Annotated in this window: 16 protein-coding genes; 10 read left to right on the top strand and 6 right to left on the bottom strand. The window is 70.3% G+C overall.

Annotated features, from left to right (window positions below; translation table 11 throughout):
- The first annotated feature begins 1 nt into the window (after position 1).
- From AWQ70_RS12105 to AWQ70_RS12075, 8 genes are all read left to right on the top strand, one after another.
- Complete coding sequence (locus AWQ70_RS12105; RefSeq protein WP_067174385.1) at positions 2–1,810, top strand: vWA domain-containing protein; 1,809 nt, start codon at positions 2–4, stop codon at positions 1,808–1,810.
- 268 nt (positions 1,811–2,078) lie between these two features.
- Positions 2,079–2,870, top strand: coding sequence for a lysoplasmalogenase (locus AWQ70_RS12100; protein ID WP_067174382.1), 792 nt, complete (start codon positions 2,079–2,081; stop codon positions 2,868–2,870).
- 331 nt (positions 2,871–3,201) lie between these two features.
- Positions 3,202–4,437: an MFS transporter gene (locus tag AWQ70_RS12095; RefSeq protein ID WP_169808651.1), complete on the top strand. Its 1,236-nt coding sequence runs from the start codon at positions 3,202–3,204 to the stop codon at positions 4,435–4,437.
- A 129-nt stretch (positions 4,438–4,566) separates the two neighbouring features.
- Positions 4,567–4,701 (top strand): hypothetical protein, encoded by a 135-nt coding sequence (locus AWQ70_RS41975; protein ID WP_281196900.1) that lies wholly within the window; start codon positions 4,567–4,569, stop codon positions 4,699–4,701.
- A gap of 362 nt (positions 4,702–5,063) precedes the next feature.
- Positions 5,064–6,167 carry a HesA/MoeB/ThiF family protein gene (locus AWQ70_RS12090; RefSeq protein ID WP_084516890.1) on the top strand — a complete coding sequence of 368 codons (1,104 nt, stop codon included), beginning with the start codon at positions 5,064–5,066 and terminating at the stop codon, positions 6,165–6,167.
- A gap of 200 nt (positions 6,168–6,367) precedes the next feature.
- Positions 6,368–7,597: a PqqD family protein gene (locus tag AWQ70_RS12085; protein ID WP_157530020.1), complete on the top strand. Its 1,230-nt coding sequence runs from the start codon at positions 6,368–6,370 to the stop codon at positions 7,595–7,597.
- 402 nt (positions 7,598–7,999) lie between these two features.
- A complete protein-coding gene (locus tag AWQ70_RS12080; RefSeq protein WP_067174370.1) occupies positions 8,000–9,088 on the top strand; it encodes a hypothetical protein in 1,089 nt (362 codons plus the stop codon).
- Positions 9,089–9,227: 139 nt separating this feature from the next.
- Complete coding sequence (locus AWQ70_RS12075; protein WP_067174366.1) at positions 9,228–10,160, top strand: hypothetical protein; 933 nt, start codon at positions 9,228–9,230, stop codon at positions 10,158–10,160.
- Between the two features lie 306 nt (positions 10,161–10,466).
- Here the strand turns inward: AWQ70_RS12075 and AWQ70_RS12070 are convergent, their stop codons facing one another.
- The 6 genes from AWQ70_RS12070 to AWQ70_RS12045 form a co-directional block, all read right to left on the bottom strand.
- The gene (locus tag AWQ70_RS12070; protein ID WP_067174363.1) at positions 10,467–10,805 is read right to left on the bottom strand and encodes a hypothetical protein; all 339 of its coding nucleotides are present in this window, start codon (positions 10,803–10,805) and stop codon (positions 10,467–10,469) included.
- A 24-nt stretch (positions 10,806–10,829) separates the two neighbouring features.
- The gene (locus AWQ70_RS12065) at positions 10,830–11,507 is read right to left on the bottom strand and encodes a uracil-DNA glycosylase (protein WP_067174360.1); all 678 of its coding nucleotides are present in this window, start codon (positions 11,505–11,507) and stop codon (positions 10,830–10,832) included.
- A 295-nt stretch (positions 11,508–11,802) separates the two neighbouring features.
- Positions 11,803–12,690 (bottom strand): carbohydrate ABC transporter permease, encoded by an 888-nt coding sequence (locus AWQ70_RS12060; RefSeq protein WP_067174357.1) that lies wholly within the window; start codon positions 12,688–12,690, stop codon positions 11,803–11,805.
- The gene (locus AWQ70_RS12055) at positions 12,687–13,943 is read right to left on the bottom strand and encodes an ABC transporter permease (RefSeq protein ID WP_084516886.1); all 1,257 of its coding nucleotides are present in this window, start codon (positions 13,941–13,943) and stop codon (positions 12,687–12,689) included. Before AWQ70_RS12055 ends, AWQ70_RS12060 begins: the two co-directional genes overlap by 4 nt.
- 291 nt (positions 13,944–14,234) lie before the next feature.
- The gene (locus AWQ70_RS12050; RefSeq protein ID WP_067174353.1) at positions 14,235–15,560 is read right to left on the bottom strand and encodes an ABC transporter substrate-binding protein; all 1,326 of its coding nucleotides are present in this window, start codon (positions 15,558–15,560) and stop codon (positions 14,235–14,237) included.
- 3 nt (positions 15,561–15,563) lie between these two features.
- Positions 15,564–16,829 carry an ABC transporter substrate-binding protein gene (locus AWQ70_RS12045; protein ID WP_067174352.1) on the bottom strand — a complete coding sequence of 422 codons (1,266 nt, stop codon included), beginning with the start codon at positions 16,827–16,829 and terminating at the stop codon, positions 15,564–15,566.
- A 139-nt stretch (positions 16,830–16,968) separates the two neighbouring features.
- On the opposite strand from AWQ70_RS12045, the gene AWQ70_RS12040 reads away from it, so the two are divergent.
- The gene (locus AWQ70_RS12040) at positions 16,969–17,475 is read left to right on the top strand and encodes a PadR family transcriptional regulator (protein WP_067174350.1); all 507 of its coding nucleotides are present in this window, start codon (positions 16,969–16,971) and stop codon (positions 17,473–17,475) included.
- A 61-nt stretch (positions 17,476–17,536) separates the two neighbouring features.
- On the top strand, positions 17,537–18,283 hold the full coding sequence (locus AWQ70_RS12035) for an ABC transporter ATP-binding protein (protein ID WP_067174348.1): 747 nt from the start codon (positions 17,537–17,539) through the stop codon (positions 18,281–18,283).

Genomic DNA, 18,283 nt, shown 5'->3' with positions numbered 1-18,283 from the left:
CATGTCGCGGCGCAAGCGGAAGGCCGATCCGTGGCGCGAGGCCGTCCACGCTGGGTGGGCCCTGGTGCGGGCGCACCCGCTGTTCCAGTCGCTGGGCGGATACCTCTACGAGGCCCCCGACGGCCGGCTGCCGAGCGACGGCTGGGCGTACATCACGGCGGGCGGCAGCGTGTACCACCACCCGAAGCGGCGCGGGGACCCGCTCGAGTGGGCCTGGGTGTTCGCCCACTGCCTGCTGCACGCCGGGTTCGGCCACCTCGACCCGCGTACCGCAGGGGAGGAGGACCTCGGGCGGGACGAGATCCCGCACTCGCCCGAGGTGCGACGGGCGCCCCTGGCCGCCTACCGCGCCGCGTGCTGCGTGGCCGTCGACCGGTTCCTGCACACCTTGAAGATCGGCCGCCCGCCCGAGACGCCACCGCCGTTCCCCCAGGAGGACGAGCGGGCACTGGCCGCCCGGTGGCGGATGACGGGGGTGCCCGCCGAGTTTCAGACCACGAAATATCCGGACTTCTTCGTGGGGTCGGAGGACGTCGCCAAGCGGGTGGACTTCCAGCGGTCGTTCGCGATCGGGATCTCGGCCGCCGCGTACTGGGCCATCGACGCCGCGGGCGGCCGGGGCTCCGGGGGTGGCGGCGTCAAGAAACCGTGGGACCTCGCGCTGGGCTGGTTCGTGTCGTCGTACCCGCTGCTGGGCGCGCTCGCGACCGGCATGACGATCGTCGCGGACGCCGACCTCGCCCGCGCCTGGAACATCTCCGTGGCCGCCGTCAACGCCCAGGCCGCCGAGATCTACGTCAACCCGCTGCGCTCGATGACGACGGACGAGTGGCGCTTCGTGCTGGCCCACGAGATGCTGCACGCCGCGCTGCGCCACGGCGACCGCGCCGGGTGGCGCGACCCGTACCTGTGGAACGTCGCCTGCGACTACATCGTCAACGGCTGGCTGGTCGAGATGGGCGTCGGGACGATGCCCGAGGGCCTGCTGTACGACCCCGCGCTCAAGGGACTGTCCGGAGAGGCCGTCTACGACCGGATCGCCGGAGACCTGCGCCGCCTGCGCAAGCTCGCGACCCTGCGCGGGCGCGGGGTCGGCGACGTGCTCGGCGAGCCGCTGCCGCGCCCCGGGGCGCCCGGCCGGTACGTCGACCTCGACGACTACTACCGGAACGCGCTCGCGAGCGGCCTCGTCTACCACCGCACCAGCGGGCGCGGCGACGTCCCCGCCGGGCTCGAAGAGGAGATCCGGGCGCTCGACCAGCCCCCGCTGCCGTGGGACGCCGCGCTCGCGCGCTGGTTCGAGGAACACGTGCCCGCGGTCGAGCGGCGCCGTTCCTACGGCCGGGCGTCCCGGCGGCAGTCCGCCACGCCCGACATCCCGCGCCCCGGCTGGGTCCGCCCCGAGGAGGTCGTACGGCAGGCGACCTTCGGCGTCGTGCTCGACACGTCCGGCTCGATGGACGTGAAGCTGCTCGGCAAGGCCCTGGGCGCCATCGCGTCCTACGCCCTCGCCAGGGACGTGCCGCGCGCCCGCGTGGTGTTCTGCGACGCCGCCGCGTACGACGCCGGATATCTGGCGGTGGAGGACATCGCCGCGAAGGTCCGCGTACGAGGCCGGGGCGGCACGGTCCTGCAGCCCGGGATCGACCTGCTGGAGCGGGCCGACGACTTCCCGCCGGAGGGGCCGATCCTGGTGATCACGGACGGCGCGTGCGATGTGGTGCGGATCCGCAGGGAGCACGCGTTCCTGATCCCCGCCGCGGCCCACCTCCCGTTCCGCCCGCGCGGCCCGGTCTTCCGGATGAGCTGAGCCGGGTGAAGCGCCGGTTCTCTGGATGAGCTGAGCCGGGTGAAGCGCCGGTTTTGCGGATGAGCTGGGCCGCGTGAAGCGCCGGCCTTCCCGATGAGCTGGGCCGCACGAAGCGTCGGCGTCGCTTGCCGGTGCGGTCGCGCGGAGATCACAGGTCGTCCATTCCTCCGCCGTCGGTGACCGTCCGGCTGCCGCCACCCGTTTCAGGGGGCGAAGACGGGCTTCGGGAGCCTTATTAACGTGAGACCCGCTCACTAGGATCCCGGGCATGGACCAGTCACCGAATGCCGTTCAGTCAGACCGCGTACCCGGCGCTCCGGCGAGGTTCGCCGGGCCGGTGCTGATCGCCTTCTGGGCGTGCTCGGTGGTCCACCTGGTGGCGGTGCTCACCGAGCCCGGCCTGCTCGACCCGGTGAGCAAGGCCCTGCTGATGCCCCTTCTCGCGCTCTGGGTGCTCGCCCGGCGCGGCCCCGGGATCATCGTGGCCGCCCTCCTGGCCTCGGCCGCCGGGGACATCGCGCTGGAGATCGACGGGATGTTCGTCCCCGGCATGGGGTTCTTCGCCGTCGCGCACGTCTGTTACATCACCTTCTTCGTACGGGAGCGGCCCGCCTTCCGGACCCTCGCCGCGGCCGGGCAGGTCGGCGCGGGTGCGACCGGAACGGGAGGCGACGCGGGGAGCGCGGCCGTCGGCGGAGCCGCGGACCCGGGTGAGGTGCGCGGCCGGCGGGCGGGCGGCCCGTGGGTGGCAGTGGCCGTCTACGGGGTGGTGTGGGTCGTCCTCGTCGCCGCGCTCTGGCCCGGGCTCGGCGCGCTTCAGGTGCCGGTCGCCGCGTACTCGCTGGTGCTCACCGCCACCGCGATCACCTCGTCCTGGTACGGCCTGCGCGCCGGGGTGGGCGGCGCGTTGTTCTTCCTGTCGGACACGCTCATCGCGTTCGGAATCGCCGACCTCGATTTCCCGTACCGGGGATTCGCCATCATGGCGACCTATATCGTCGGCCAGTATCTCCTCGCCTCCGCGATCGTGCGCCGGAGAAGCACGATCACCGGTTTCTGAGAGTCCGGAAGGGGCGCCCGGACTCCGGACATTCGCGTGAAAGCGCGAGGGGCGCCACCATGCCGGAAAGGGTGGTGGAGCTTCGCAGGGCGGGGCGGCGCAGGGGCGGTGCCGGGCCGAAAAGGACGGTTTCGGGTGCGGCGCCGGGTGGGGAAGGGGTCCTCTTCCGGGAAGGGCGGTATCGCTCGACAATCGGGGAAATCCTCGTGTTTGGGACGCAGGTGACAGATCTCATCTCTTGCACGATTCACCCTGGCAGGGATGATTTCGTGACATGCGCACTCGTTTGCGAAACCTCATTCGTTCGGCCCGTCCCGCCGACGGATCCCTGGTGCGAAATCGCGAGTTCCGTCTGTTGTGGCTCAGTTTCACGATGTCGGTCGCGGCCGACCAGATCTTCCCGGTCACGGTGACCATCGCCGCACTCAACTCGGGCGGGACCGCGTCGACCGTGGGGGCGATATTCACCGGACGGTGGATCGCGCTCGTCCTTTTCGCCTTGCTCGGAGGATTGTGGGCGGACCGGCTGCCCCGCAGAACGGTGATGATCGTCTCCCTTGGCTTCCAGTGCTGCGTGGTCGCCGTGGGGTTGCGCGGCGACGCCCCCGCGTTGCTCCTCGCGTTCCTGGTCTTCCTGGTGGGGGCGGCGGAGGCGTTCCACCGGCCCGCGTACCAGGCCTGCCTGTCGTCCGTGCTCACCCCGGACCAGCGCGCTGCCGGCGTGGCGATGGGCGCGGTCTCCTGGCGGATCGGCGCGATCGTCGGACCGGGCCTCGGCGCGTACGTGGTGACCGTCTGGTCGCCCCGGATCGGGTTCCTCGCCGTGCTGGCGGCCTACATGCTCGGCCTCGTCCTGCTCCTGCCGCTGCGCGAACCGGCGGTCGCCGCCGCCCCGCGGGCATCGGCCGTACGGGAGATCGCGGACGGCCTCTCCGAAGTGTGGCGGCGGCCGTGGGTGACCGGCGTCATCATCGCCGTCGCACTCCAGTTGATGCTCACTGTCGCGCCGGCGCAGGTCCTGCTGCCCCTCATCTCGCGCGACACGTTCGGCGGCGACGCCGTGTACGGGACCGCGCTCGCCCTGCTCTCGGTCGGGGGCCTGGCCGGCGGACTCATCAGCATGAAATGGAAACCCGGCCGGGCCGGGCTGACCGGTGTCATCGGCCTCGCGCTGTACGGTGCCGTGCCGCTCGCGCTCAGTTGGCCCGTGTCGTCCGGATTTCTGTACGGCTGCTACATCGTCGCCGGGCTGGGACTGGAGATCTTCGCGGTGCAGTGGGTCATGAATCTGCAGCGGGAGATCCCTCCGGAACGGCTCGCCCGGGTCACATCCGTCGACTGGCTGGCCTCCTCGGTGATGATGCCCCTCGGGCTCGCGCTGACCGGCCCGGTCAGTACGGCGATCGGCCGGTCGGCACTGCTGGTGATCGGCACGATCGGCGGTTTCGCCGTTCCGCTCGCCGCCCTCTTTTTCCGCGGAATGACGCGTTTCCACAGCGGCGTCGCCCCGGTGGGGCGGGACCGGGCGGCGGCGGAGGAGGCGCCGACGTCGCTGAAAGCACCCTGACATGCGGTTCGCAATCCCCTGGAAAATCACACCTTTCCCTCGGGTTGCCGATGATCTAACCTGACAACCGCGACAACTGCCAATTGGTCGCCAATGTCAATGCGGCGAACCGATGAAAAGAGGAAGCTCGTGAGCGAACTCAGGGACCTCGACGAGAACAAGCCCGCGGAAAACGGGTCCGCCGAAGGAGCGGTCAAGATCGAGATTCGCAGGCTCGACCGGCTCGAAACGACCGAGCGGCTGAGCAACTCCACCGGTAACTGATTCCCCGGCGCGGCCGGAGCCACGAGCGGAGGCCATCGCGGCGCCCGATCGCGGCTCTGCGCGTTTCCCGGGTCCGGGCCCACGTCTTCGCCCCTCACCGCGTCTCCCGCCGCCCCCTTCTCTGGTTTCCGCCGCCTCCGGCGCCTTTACCCGCCTTCCGTCCGCCCCGGCCCTCCCGTGTCCGATGGAGGACGGCGTACGAGCGCGCCGCGGAAACGGCGCGGAAAACAGCAGGGGCCGGTGGGGAAAGCGTGCGGAAGGGGTGCCGAAGAGATGCGGAAACGAAACGCAAGAGACATGGAAGCGAAACGGGGGAGAAATGGTCGGGGGGATTCCCATCTTTACCGGAGGCCCGATTGCGGTTGCCGAGAATAAAGCCCGAGCACGCGGCCTATCGCCTCGACGACGGCCGGATACGCATCGGAGGCGACATCTACGGGCTGGCCCACGAAATCGACGACCCACACGGCTGGGTGTGGACGGCTCTCGAGGCGATGAACGGCACGCGTACGTGCGCCGACGTCGCCGAAGTGGTGCGGTCGGGATTTCCGGAACTGACCCGGCACGACGCGGTCGCGATAGTCGCCCAGCTCGTCGGCACCGGCCACATCGAGGACGCCGGGGCGACGGAGGCCCCCGAGCTCAGCAGGCGGGAGCGCGACCGTTACAGCCGCGGTCACGCCTTCTTCCGGTGGGTGGACCTCACGCCGCGCGAGCACGGCTGGGACGCCCAGCTCAGGTTGCGCCGGTCGCGGGTCCTGCTGATCGGCGTGGGCGGCGCGGGCGCGTCGACCGCGCTGGCCCTCGCGGCGTCCGGGGTGGGTGTCCTGCACCTGGTGGACGACGACCGGGTCGAACTGTCCAACCTCAACCGGCAGCTCCTCTACGCCGAGGAGGACGTCGGCCGTCCCAAGGTGGACGCCGCCGTGGAGAGGCTGAAAGCACTGAACTCCGACATCGAGGTGACCGGCGCCTCGTCGCGCGTCCGGAGCGAGCATGAGCTGGCCGACCTGCTGCCGGGGTTCGACGTGCTGGCCCTGTGCGCCGACGAGCCCAAGGGAGAGGACGGCATCCGGGTGTGGGCCAGCCGGGCCTGCTTCGACGCCGGGATCCCGTGGGTGGGCGGTGGCTACAGCGGGCCGCTCGTCACCACCGGTGTCTTCGTTCCGGGACGCGGAGCCTGCTACGAGTGCATGCAGCGCATCGAGGACCGGAAGCGGATCCCGCCCGGGGACCGGCGGACCGGCGCCCCGAACCGTCCGGTCGATCTCGGAGGGGGCGGCGCGATCGCCACGTCGGCGGGACTGTGCGGCAACCTGGTCGCCCACGGCGTTCTCCGCGTCATCACCGGCGTCCCCGCGATCATCGCCGGTTTCATCCAGGGCACCAACCTCATCGCCCCGCAGCAGCCGATATATGCCGAGTTCCCCCGAGGCGAAGCCGGATGTCGCACATGCGCGGTGTGACCGGCACGCCCTTTCCACACGGTGGAACGGGAGGCCGTACAGGTGCGCCGTGAGGGGGCCCGCGTGGTGAAGCGGGGTTCCTCGCATGTGTGCTTCGAGGGAGGCGTCGTCCGCGCGCGGCGCAGTCGGGTGCCTCATATGTGCCTTATGGCGGGGATCTCGTTGCGGCGAGGCGAAGCGGGGGGCCTCGTATGCACGTCGTGACCGGGACGTCGCGGGTGCGGCTTCACCCGCTCCGTACGCGCCGCGACGGCTCCGACTGGATCGTCGGACGGGTGGAGACGGGAGAGTTCGTCGCCTTCCCGGACATCGGCAAGCGGGTCATCGAGCTGCTGGCCGAGGGACGCCCCGTCGACGGTGTCGCGGAACGCCTCACCGCCGAGACCGGGACGGACGTCGACGTGGCCGACTTCGTGGCGGCGCTCATGGGCGTGGGTTTCGTCGCCGAGATCGACGGCAGGCCGACCGGCGACGACGGGAGGGAAAGCCCGTCGCTTCCCTGGTTGAAACCCCGTCACGTCCGCTGGACCCTGCGTCCGGGGGTGCGCGCCGGGCTGGTGGCGCTCATCCTCTGCGGGCTGGCCGCCCTCGCCGTACGGCCCGAGATCATGCCCAGCCCGAGCGTCATGGCGTGGAGCCGCTTCGGCACCGTCTCGCTGCTCACCCAGATCGCCATCACCTGGTCCCTGGTCATGCTGCACGAGCTCGCGCATCTGTGCACCGCACGGGCCGCCGGCGTGCCCGGACGGATCACCCTTGGATCGCGCCTGCAGTTCCTCGTGGTGCAGACCGACGTATCCGGCGTCTGGGGCGAGGAGAAGCACGTCCGGATGACCGTCTACCTCGCCGGCATGACCCTGGACGCCGCCATCGCGGCTGCCGGGTTCGTCCTGCTGTGCGTCGTTCCTCCGGGCGGTGGCGTCCACACCGCCCTCTCCATCGTCGTGCTGACCCAGATCGACGCGATGAGCTTCCAACTCCTCATCTTCATGCGGACCGACCTCTACTTCGTCGCCCAGGATCTCGCCGGATGCAGGAACCTGTACGGCGACGGCGTGGCGTACGGACGGTTCCTGATCGGGCGCCTCACGGGCAGGGGCGGCGTGAGCCCGCTGGCGCGCTTCTCCCGGCGTGAGCGTTCGGCGGTGCGGCTGTACACGTTGCTGCTCGTGCTGGGGACGGCGGTGTGTCTGGCGGTCGCGGGGACGATCGTGATCCCCGCCCTCGCGGCCATCGCGCTGCCGGCGTTCGCCACCCTGCTGAACGGCGGCGACGCGCCGGCGGTCGTCGACGCGGCGATAGTGGTCGCGGTGCTGGCGGGCGTACAGGGGCTCTGGGTGCGGACCTGGTGGCGCAGGCACGGGCCCAAGGTCAGGCGGTGGTCCGCCTCGGCCGCCGCGCTCCTGAGCGGCGCCGTACGGGGCGGGTGACGGCTCGCCCGTACTTGTCGCGGCTCCGCCTGACCGGGGACGGGCGGAGCAGGACATCGAGCATGCGGGGGTTCGCCTGCCGGGGCCCTACACGTCCCGGGGCGGGTTCGTCGACGCCGGGCGCGCTGGTCGGCGGGTGTCGGCCTCCGGCATTCGGGGCTGTTGACGGGGATGGGAAGGGTGGGTGACGCCAGGTGCGCCGAGCCGGCGGCGGGTGACCGGCCGTCGAGGGCTGAGGGGGCCGGGATAAGGGGCCGTCAGGGTGTGGACAAGCAGGGTTATCCACAGAGTGGCGTTCGGTGCAGCGGGACGGCCGGCTCTGACCCCAGGCTTGGGTTCACGCCGCAGGCCGTGCCGCCGCGTCACGGCACGCCGGACAGCCCAGGACCGACAGGAGGACCCATGAAGATCACCTATCCCGTCCCGGCCGAGACCACCTCGGTGTTCGTCGTCGCGGCCGAACGCCCGCCGGCTGAGCTGGACTCGATCGTTCCCTGGCGGATGAGCGGGCCGCACAGGAGGGCCGCCGCGCGGGCGCTCGGCACGCCTCGGCTGGGCATGCGGGTGTTTCCCGCCGCCCAGTCGCCATGGCGGCGGGTCAGCCTCGGCGACGAGGGACGGGACGCGGTGCGCGGGGCCCGCCACCATGTCGTGGTCACCGCCACCGCGTCCCTCGCCGAGCAGCCCGAGGCCGCGCAGGTCGCCAGGGCCGTGGCGCGCGGCGTCGCCGACGCCTGCCGGGGCGTGATCGTCGATGTGCTCACCGGCGGCATCGTCCCTCATCAATCCGGGTGCCAGACGGAGCCGGTGGAGTTCCGGCTAGAGGACGACTGGCTCGGCTGGAGCACGGAGATCGGCTCCGAGGGCTCCTGCCCGCCGTGGGATCCGGCGGCGACCGATGCCTGCACCTGCCTCACCGTCACGACTCGCGGCCTCAGACGGTTCGGCCTGCCCGAGGTCATGCTGGAGGGAGCCGCCTGTGCGCACGGCCTCTGCACGGTCTCCCTGCTCCGCGCCGTCGCGGGGCGCCTGCTCGCCGGGCACCTCGCATGGAGCGCCGCGAGTCCGGAGGCGAGGCGCCGCACGATCGGCGAGCACCTGTGGATAGGAGGGACGACAGGCGAGGGCGCGCCTGTGTGCGCCTCCGGCCCGCCTGACCTCGATCACCGTCCGTCGCGAGTGTCCGGGACCCCGGACCACGATCGCCACGTGTCCCGAGGGGCAGGAATCCCCGACCACGATCGCCACGTCTCCCAAGGCTCAGGAACCTCCGACCACGATGGCCACGTGTCCCGAGGGGCAGGAATCCCCGACCACGATGGTCATGTGCCCCGAGACTCAGGAATCCCTGATCTCGATCAACGCCCATTCTGTGTACGGCTCGGCAGCCGTGCCGCCGATGGCTCCTGCCTCAGCGTCGGCCCGCCGATCGGCTTCACCGGCACCCTCAACGACTGGCTCTGCCGCACCCCCGGCTTACTCGCCGCCTGAGCCGTGGGTGGCGTCGAGAGCGGGTGCCTCAAGAGTGCGTGCTGGGAGAGCGCGTGGCTTCGAGAGCCGGAGGCCTCGGGAGAACGGGTCGCCTTGAGCGTGGGGGAACGTTGACCGTCGCTTGCACGTCTTGTGAAGTGTGACCGCATTTGACGCCCTTGACGAAGAGATCCGTGACGCCAGGGACCGGGCGCGTCGCCGGGAGCGGCTGAGCAGGCAGCGCGCCACCCTGACCGGGCAGCTCGACGAGGTCCGCAAGCTGCTCGCCGAGCTGGAGCGAGAGCTGGCCAAGGAAGATCACGACGTCGTCAAGCTGGAGCGGGGCGGATTCTTCGCCTCGCTCTTCGGCACCAAGGAAGAGCGGCTCGCCCGGGAGCGCGCCGAGGCGGAAGCCGTACGGCAACGTGTCCACGGCCAGCGGACTCGGCTGGAGTGGCTGGCGACCGATCTTCGCTCCACCGACGCGAGCCTGGCCGAGGTGGCGAACGCCGACGGAGAGTTGGCCGCGCTCCTCGCACGCAAGGAGCGGATGCTGCTCGACTCCGACGACCCTCGTGGCAGGGAGCTCGCCGAGATCGCCGAGAGACTCGCGCATGTCGACGCCGATCTGCGCGAGCACGGGGAAGCGCGGCAGGCCGGGATGGTGGCGGCCAACGCCGTCGGGCAGGTTCTGCGGTCCCTCGGCGGGGCGCGCGGAGCGTCGACCTGGGACGTGTTCGGCGGGGGTGGGATCGCCGACATGATCGAGCACGGCCACCTCCGGGACGCCGATCAGGCCGCCTGGCAGGCGCAGCGTGCGCTCGACGCGTTCTCCCGGGAGCTCGCCGACGTGGGGGTGGCGGCGAATCCTCAGCTTCCCAAAGTGGACACGCGCTGGTTCGCCGACATGATCTTCGACAACGTCATTTTCGACATGTACAAGCATCAGAAGATCATGCGGACCGGACAGGAGGTCCAGGAGGTGGCCCGCTGGATCGACGGCGTGCTCGGCCGGCTCGCCGCTCAATGCGAGGAGCTGGCACGGCAACGGGAAGCCCTCGCCGCCCGTCGTGAGAACCTTCTCGGAGCCTGATCGTCTTCGGCGCACCGTTCGCGCTGCTGTTCGCACCTCTGTTCAGACTCGCCGGCCCCACCTGTGCGGGCTCCCTGGGGTCCGCCGGCTGCTTGTGCGCCGGGGGACCCGGACCTGCACAGCGAGCCTGGGTCCGCCGGGGTTGCGTCCCGGGACGGGTGCCCGGGAGGCGGTGCCGGTGCGCACGCACGGATGCGATGCGGCTGGCCGACGGGGACCGGTGCCGGGGATCTGACGGCTACGGGTGTGCCGGAGATCCGACGGCGACCGGTGCGCCGGGGTTTTCGGGTGGTTCTGGGTGAGTTCTCAGTGCGAGTGGTCGTCGTGGTCGTGCTCGTCCTCGTCTTCGAGGATGCCGTCAGACGGTTCGACGCCGAGCATCGCCTCGCGGGGCTCCACATCACTGACGTGCTCGACCAGGCCGAGGACGTGGTCGGGCTCGATCAGCCACTGGAGGGCCGCCGCCCCGGTGTCGTCCGCGTTGACCAACTCGATCTGCTCGCGGCGCTCGTCCTCGTCCAACTCGGCGTCCGGGTGGCGGATCTCCGCCAGAGCCGCCGCCTGCAACGCCTTGACATCCTGGACCTCGACGACAAGGTCGACCGTCAGACGGAGGTAGCGTCCGGTATCCGTTTCATCGCTCATGGTGGTTGATCCTAGTGGCAGAGGTCAGGGAAGCTTCCACTCGACAGGGGCGGCGCCCTGCTGTACGAGGAGCTCGTTGGCGCGGCTGAACGGACGGGATCCGAAGAACCCGCTCCGCGCCGACAGGGGACTGGGGTGGGCCGACTCGATGCACGGCACCTGGCCGAGCATGGGCCGCAGGTTCCGGGCGTCACGCCCCCACAGGATCGCGACGAGCGGGCCGCCCCGTTCGACGAGGGCGGTGATCGCGCGCTCGGTGACCTGCTCCCAGCCCTTGCCCCGGTGCGAAGCCGGCTTCCCGGGCATCACGGTCAGCACCCTGTTGAGCAGCAGCACGCCCTGCTCCGTCCACGGGGTGAGATCGCCGTTGCCGGGCTGCGGATAGTCGAGGTCGGCCATGTACTCCTTGTAGATGTTCACCAGGCTGCCGGGCAGCGGGCGGACATCGGCGGCGACGGAGAAGCTCAGGCCGATCGGGTGACCGGGCGTCGGGTAGGGATCCTGGCCGACGATCAGCACCCGGACCTCGTCCAGGGGCTGTTGGAACGCGCGGAGCACGTTGGCCCCGGAGGGGAGATACTGCCGTCCTTCGGCGATCTCCTGCCGGAGGAAGTCGCCCATCGCGGAGATCTGCTCGGCGACGGGTTCGAGGGCCGCGGCCCAACCGGCTTCCATGATTTCGTTTAGTGGACGCCCTGCCATGGTCGCGAAGCCTATCGGCTTTTCGGGATCAAGGATGAAGTGTCGGTACAACCGCTTCGGTGACGGGCGAAACGAGCCCGCGGCTGCGAAACAGCCCTGCGCGTGCGCATAGGTCCGTCCGCGTGCGAGACAGCTCAGCGGTCCGCCTGCGTGCGAAAGAGCCCTGCGCGTGCGCACCGGTCCACCTGCGTGCCAACCAGCTCCGCGGTCCGCCTGCGTGCCAAGCGGCCCGGGCGCGTGCCCTCCCCCGAGGGGCACGCGTCCGGGCTTCGTGAGCCGTCCGGAGCCGTGGTCGCTACTTCACCGACCCGGCGAGCAGGCCCTGGACGAAGTACCGCTGGAAGGCGAAGAAGAGCACCAGCGGGATGATCAGCGACAGGAAGGCGCCGGGCGCGAGGATGTCCACGTTGGTGCCGAACTGCCGCATCTGGGACTGCAGGGCCTTGGTCATCGGCTGGTTGGCGGTGTCCGCGAACACCAGGGCCACCAGCAGGTCGTTCCACACCCACAGGAACTGGAAGATCCCGAGCGACGCGATCGCCGGCTTGGCCAGCGGGAACACCACGGTCGCGAAGATCCGCCATTCGGGCGCGCCGTCCATCCGCGCCGCCTCCAGGAGCTCCCGGGGGATGCCCACGAAGAAGTTGCGCAGCAGGAAGATGGCGAACGGCAGGCCGAAGGCCACGTGGAACAGCACCACTCCGAGGATGGAGCCGAAGATGTCCAGCGCCCCGTACATCTTGGCGATGGGGATCAGGGCGATCTGGACCGGCACCACCAGCAGGGCGACGACCACGAGGAAGACGGCGTCCCTGCCGGGGAAGTCGATCCAGGCGAACGCGTACGCCGCCATGGCCGCGATGCCGATCACCAGCACCGTCGCGGGCACGGTGATCAGCACCGTGTTCCAGAACGACGAGGTGAACCCGGAGGCGAGCAGGTTGCCGTAGTTCTCGAAGGTGACCTGCGCGGGCTTGGAGAACAGGGTCCACCAGCCGGTGGAGTTGTTCTCCGTCTCGCCGCGCAGAGAGACGACCAGCAGGCCGAGCGTCGGGACGAGCCAGAACACCGCGATGAGGACCAGTGCGACCTGGATCAGGCCGCCGCCGAGGCGGTCGACCAGGCGCGCGAGGAAGCCGCGCTCGATCGCCCGCGCGTGCCTCGGCTCGGTCAGGGTTGTCATCGCTCGTCCCTCCTGAACCGCCGGATGTTGAAGATCATGAACGGCAGCACCAGGACCAGCAGGAAGATGGCCAGGGCGCTACCCATGCCCTGGTTGCCGCCGCCGCCGAACGACACGCGCCACATCTCCAGCGCGATCACGTTCGCCTGCGGTTGCACCGAGCCCGGCGCGATGATGAAGACCAGGTCGAAGACCTTCAGCACGTTGATGACCATCGTGACGAAGACGACCAGCAGGACCGGTGCGAGCAGCGGCACCGTGATCCGCCGGAACACCTGCCACTCCGTGGCCCCGTCGATGCGGGCCGCCTCCAGCGCGTCCCGCGGGATCGCCGAGAGCCCGGCCGCGATCAGCACCATCGCGAAACCCGCCCAGACCCAGATGTACGCGCCGATGATCGCCGGGGTGATCAGGGTCGGCCCGAGCCAGGTGAGCCCGTTGAACGGCGCTTCGAAGTTCGACTTCGGGAGCCGGATGTCGTACGAACCGGCGGAGAGGCCCGAGAAGTAGAAGGTGCCGTCGGCGGCCGTCTCGGTGGTGGCCTTGACCTGGCCGTCCGCCACCGCCTCGACCGTGATCCCGCCGAGCCCCTTCTCCGCGTCGTCGATCTGGTTGACCGTGCCGCCGCCTCCGCGTACGACGTCGAGCCAGACCGTCCCGCTGAGGCCGCCGGAGCCGGCGGGTTTGGCCGGAGGGGCCTTCGCGACGGCGTCCGGCTTCAGGCCGACGAGCGGGATCAGGACCTGCCCGCCGGGCTGCGCGGACTGCCTGGTGACGACGTCGCCGCCCTTCAGCACGGCGGGGGCCTCGTCGTTCTCCCGCGGACGGGCGCCGGGATAGCCCTGGCTGCTGCTGAAGGTGTCGTGCACGACGGTGATGACGGCGTTGGCGACGCCCTTGTCCGGGTCCTGCTCGTAGACGAGCCGGAAGATGACGCCGGCGGCGAGCAGCGAGACCGCCATCGGCATGAACAGCACGAGCTTGAATGCGGTCGCCCAGCGGATGCGCTCGGTCAGCACCGCGAACATCAGGCCGAGCACGGTCACGATCAGCGGGGCCACCACGACCCAGATGATGTTGTTCCTGATCGTGGTGAGCGTGCCCGAGTCCGTGAAGATCGCCAGGTAGTTGTCCAGGCCCACGAAGCCGTCACCGGCCGCGTCGTACAGGCTCCGGAAGATCGAGTAGACGATGGGGTAGATCACCCAGGCGGCCAGCAGCAGGAGCGCCGGGAGCAGGAAGAGCACCGCCATCTTGGGTGACGGGCCGAGTCGTGCCGCCTTGGCGCCACGAGCGGGGGGCTCCGCCGCGGCCGCCTCGGAGGAGCCCGGGGACTGCGCGGAAGCGGGGGGTTCGGAGGAGGCACGGGGTTCGGGGGAGTCCCCAGCCGGACGGGTGCCGGCCGGGGGCTCGGGAGGGGGCGCCGGGGAACTCGCCGCGGGCGCCGTGGAGGCGTCTGTCGGTCCGGGGGAGGCCCCGGCGGCGAGGTCGTCGCCGCCGGGAGCCTGCGGGCCGTTCAACCGTTCGGTCACGGCCTTGTCCCCTTACTTGCCGTAGGCCTTGGCGGCGTCGGCCTCGAGCTTCTGCTGGATGCCCTTGATGTCCTTGGGGTCGCGCAGGAAGTCCTGGAGGTGCTTCCACTCGCCCTTGCCGTCGGTGCCGCCGAAGGCGCTCGGCGCGAGGTCGGACATGTCGTACCGGACGGCCTCACCCGCGGAGATGATCGTCTGCGCGAGCTGCTTGGTCAGCTCGCTCGGGTAGTTGTCCGGCGAGACGTTGCGGTTGGGGGACAGGTAGCCGGGCTCCTTCGCCCAGACCTCGCCGCCCTCCTTGGAGGCGAGGAACTCCAGCAGCGCCTGCGCGCCCTTGGAGTCCTTCATCACGACACCGACGTCGCCGCCGAGCACGACGGGCTCGGTGTCGCCGGCCTTCGGGAACGGCATGATCTTCGCCTCCTCGCCGACCTTGGCGCCCGACTGGCCGACGGAGGCGGCGACGAAGTCGGCCTCGATGACCATCGCGGCCTTCTTCTGGCCGTACACCTGGGTGACGCAGGTCGGGAAGTCGGTCTGCAGCGCGCCGGACGAGCCGCCGAGCATGAAGTCCTTCTTGCCGAAGATCTGGGCCATCTTCTCCAGCGCGGTGGTGACCGACGGGTCCGTCCACGGGATCTCGTGCTTGGCCAGCTTGTCGTAGTTCTCCGGGCCGGCCGACGACAGGTAGACGTTCTCGAACAGGTCGGTGAGCGTCCAGCCGGAGGCGGCGCACAGCGCGAACGGCGCGGTGCCGGAGTCGGCCAGGGTCTGCGCGGTCTTGCCGATCAGGTCGTCCCAGCTCGCGGCCTCCTGGGCGCCCGCGTCGTCGAAGGCCCCCTGGCGGTACCAGATCAGGGACTTGTGCGCCGCCTTCACGAGCACGCCGTACACCTGGCCGCCCGCGGAGCCGAGCTCCTTCCAGTACGGGGTGTAGTTCTGGTCGATCTGCGACAGGACCTCGGAGGACAGCGGCTTGAGCGCCTTCTGGTCGGCGTACTGCTGCACGAGTCCGGGCTGCGGCAGGATCGCGACGTCCGGCGGGTTGCCACCCTGGATGCGCGGGCCGAGGTAGGCGCCGGTGTCCTCGCCGGTGGAGGCGTAGGTGACCTTGGCGCCCGTCTTCTCCTCGAACGCCTTGAGGACCTTCTCGAAGCTGGCCTGCTCGTCGCCGGTCCACTTGGCGGCGATCTCGACCGTGACGCCGGCGAGGGGCTTGGCCTCCGCGGGGGCGGAGGCGGCGGCGCTGTTGCCGCCCGCGGGGTTGTCTGACGCGGAGTTGCTGCACGCGGCCGCCGCGAGGGCGAGGATGGCGACCACCGGGGGGAGTTTCCGCATTGTCTATCCTCCAGTCTGGATGACCTCGCCGAGCTGCTGTTTCAGCTCGGTGACGGTCTCATCGACGGGTTTGCCGAGGGTGAGCGCGCTGGAAACGGCGCTGGAGATGACCAGGCTGACCTGGTTGTAGTTGGCGGTGACCGGCCTCGGCCGTGCGGAGAGGATCGCCTCCTTGAGCACGGGAAGGTACGGGAACCGCCTGATGAGGTCCGGATCGTCGTACAGGTCGGCCCACACCGGGGGGAACGACCCCTGGGTGAGGACCAGCCGCTGGTTCTCCGGTCCGGTGAAGTAGCGGATGAAGTTGAGAGCCGACTTCTGCCGCTTCGAGTACGCGCTGATGGCGAGGTTCTGCCCGCCCAGCGTGCTGGATCCGGGGCCGTCGTGGCCCGGGAGCCGGGTCACCTGGAACTTGCCGGCCACGGCGGAGTGCGTGGCCGGGCCGTACGCGTGCGGCCAGTTGCGGGCGAAGAGCAGCTCGCCCCGCTGGAAGGCGAGCCTGGACTCCTCTTCCTTGTAGGCGAGCGCCTCCTGGGGGATCCACCCCTCCTTGAGGCCGTCCACGAGGAAGCCGAGCGCGGTCCGGGTGGTGTCGGGGTTCATGGTCACGGTCCGCGCGTCCGGCGAGAGGATCGTGCCGCCGGCCGAGTGGACCGCCTCCGCGAAGTTCACGGTCAGCCCCTCGTACGGCAGGAACTGGCCCGCGTATCCGCCTATGTCATATTTCTTTCCCAGCCGTTTGGCCTGATCGCGGAGCTCCGCCCAGGTCGTGGGCGGTTTGAGGTGCTCCTTCTTGAGGAGATCGGACCGGTAGTACAACAACCCGGCGTTGCTCGTGAACGGCACGGCCCACAGCCGGTCCCGGTAGACGGCGGTGTCCACGACCGGGGCCAGCAGCTTGTTCAGGGGGAACAGGCCGCGGTCCAGCGGGACGATCCAGCCGGCGTCGGCGAACTCCGCCGTCCAGACCACGTCCAGCCCGAGCACGTCATAGCGGTCGCTGTGCGCCTGCAGGTTGGCCACCATCTGGGCGCGCTGCTCGTCGGCCGCCTCGGGCAGTTCGAGCAGCGTCACCCGTTCGGCGGGATGGGCCTGGTTCCACCGGTCGAGCAACGGCCGGAGGTACGCGGTCGTGTCGCGGCCGATGACGAGCGTGATCGGGCCGGTTCCGCCCGTCGCGCCGTCCCGCTCCCCGCCGGAGTCGCCGCCGAACCCGGAGCAGCCTGCCAGCAGCAGGGTGACCAGGAGAAGGCAACCTCGGCGGACCACGTGACCTCCGGATTAAGTCCGAGTTACATACGTGTTAGGTAGGTGCATGCATGTTATGCATAGCGATAATGTGGGCGTCAACGGGTGTATCAAGTCCGCTCGGTAACGTTCCGGTCACTACGCTCTGGGAGGTGTGCGCGTGCGGCTGCCGCTGCTGGCGCTCCTCGCGAAGGAACCTGCCCATGGCTACGAACTGAAGCACGCTCTCGAGAAGACATTCGGAAGCGCGTACCCGTCGCCGAACATCGGCCAGATCTACGTCACGCTCGGCCGCCTGGAGAAGGACGGCTACGTCCGCGCCGTGGACGTCGAGCAGTCCAACCGGCCGAACAAGAAGGTCTACTACCTCACGGCCGTCGGCCGCGAGGCGCTGGAGAACTGGGTCGACGAGCCCACCGAGGGGCCGCGGGTCAGGGACGAGTTCTTCATGAAGCTCGTGCTCGCCCCGCTGACGGGCATCGCCGACCGGATGGCCCTGGTGAACCGCCAGCGCCGCCACTACCTCTCGCTGATGCGGGACCTCAACGAACTCGCCGAGCAAACCGATCCGGGGAATCGGGTGGCTCTGCTGCTGATCGAGGGCGCCATGCTCCATCTGCAGGCCGACCTCGACTGGCTGGAACGCTGCCAGGAGGAACTTCCCTGATGCTCCCCACACCCCCCGAACCCCGCGCGTCGCGTCCGATCTCGTACGTAGGGGGCCGGTCGTGACCGGAACCCCCGCGATCAAGGCGATCAACCTCGTCAAGATCTACCAGTCCGGGGGAGTGCCGGTGCCGGCCGTGCGCGGCATCGACATGCGGGTCGAGAGCGGCGAGTTCGTCGCCATCATGGGCCCGTCGGGCTCGGGCAAGTCCACCCTCGTCCACATGCTCGGCGGGCTCGACGTCCGTACGAGCGGGGAGATCTGGCTCGACGGCACCCGCGCCGACACGTTGTCCGAGAGCGGGTGGGCGCTGCTGCGGCGGCGGAAGGTCGGCTTCGTCTTCCAGTTCTTCAACCTCGTCGCCAACATGACCGTGGCCGACAACGTCGAGCTGCCCGCGCTGCTCGGCGGGGCAACCCCGCGGCAGGCCCGGGAGCGGCGTGAGTACCTCCTCGGTGAACTGGGGCTCACCGAGCGGGCCTCGGCCGCTCCCGCGCAGCTCTCCGGCGGCGAGCAGCAGCGGGTCGCGCTGGCCCGCGCGCTGGCCAACCAGCCCCGGCTGCTCCTCGCCGACGAGCCCACCGGCAATCTCGACAGCCGCAACACCAAGGACGTGCTGCGCCTGCTGTCCGACGTGCACAGGAAGGGCCAGACGATCGTCCTCGTCACGCACGACGCGCGGGTGGCCAGCATGGCCGACCGGGTGGTCAGCCTCCTCGACGGCGAGATCGTCGACGACGGCGCCCTGCCCAGGGCACGCCGCCGCCCGGCCGGAACGGTGGGCGACGTCGTCGAGCTGCGGGGCTGA

The organism is Microtetraspora niveoalba (assembly GCF_001570405.1).
Classification (GTDB): domain Bacteria; phylum Actinomycetota; class Actinomycetes; order Streptosporangiales; family Streptosporangiaceae; genus Microtetraspora; species Microtetraspora niveoalba.
This window is presented reverse-complemented; position numbering and strand designations above follow the sequence as displayed.